Consider the following 939-nt stretch of genomic DNA (forward strand, 5'->3'; position numbering starts at 1 on the left):
CCCGGCGGCCGCCGGCCCGCTCCACCACCGCACGTACACCTACCGTCCCGACGGCCACCTCACCGGCATCGACGACCACCACACAGGCCCCCGGACCTTCACCCTCGACACGGCGGGCCGCGTCACCACCGTCCACGCCCGGCGCTGGACCGAGACCTACGCCTACGACGAGGCCGGCAACCAGACCCACGCCACCTGGCCGGAGCGACACCCCGGCGCCGATACGACGGGAGACCGGGCCTACACCGGCACCCGCATCACCCGCGCCGGCCGCACGCGCTACGAACACGACGACGCCGGCCGCCTCACCCTCCGCCGGAAGACCCACCTCTCGGCGAAGCCCGACACCTGGCGCTACACCTGGGACGCCGAAGACCACCTCACGTCCGTCACCACCCCCGACGGCACGGTGTGGCGCTACCTGTACGACCCCCTCGGCCGCCGCACCGCCAAACAACGCCTCGCCGACGACGGCGAAACGGTCGTCGAACAGGTCCACTTCACGTGGGACGGCCCCACCCTCGTCGAACAGACCACCACGACGACCGGCCTCCCCCGGCCCGTCACCCTCACCTGGGACCACCAGGGCCTGCACCCGGTCGCCCAGACGGAGCGGATCACCGACACCACCACCCAGCGCGAGATCGACCAGCGCTTCTTCGCCATCGTCACCGACCTCGTCGGCACCCCCACCCACCTGGTGGACGAGGCCGGCGAGATCGCCTGGAACACCCGCACGACCCTCTGGGGCACCACCACCTGGACGGCCGACAGCACCACCTACACGCCGCTCCGCTTCCCCGGCCAGTACTACGACCCGGAAACCGGCCTCCACTACAACCACCACCGCTACTACGACCCCGAAACCGCCCGCTACCTCACCCCCGACCCCCTGGGCCTGGCCCCCGCCCCCAACCCCGCCACCTACGTCCACAACCC

Annotated in this window: 1 protein-coding gene; it reads left to right on the forward strand. The window is 72.0% G+C overall.

Annotated features, from left to right (window positions below; genetic code table 11):
• Window positions 1-939 (forward strand): RHS repeat-associated core domain-containing protein (locus ABFY07_RS42685; protein WP_346179613.1); only part of this gene is annotated, 939 nt, incomplete at both ends.

Source organism: Streptomyces sparsogenes subsp. cuspidosporus (assembly GCF_039532705.1).
Classification (GTDB): Bacteria; Actinomycetota; Actinomycetes; order Streptomycetales; family Streptomycetaceae; genus Streptomyces; species Streptomyces sparsogenes.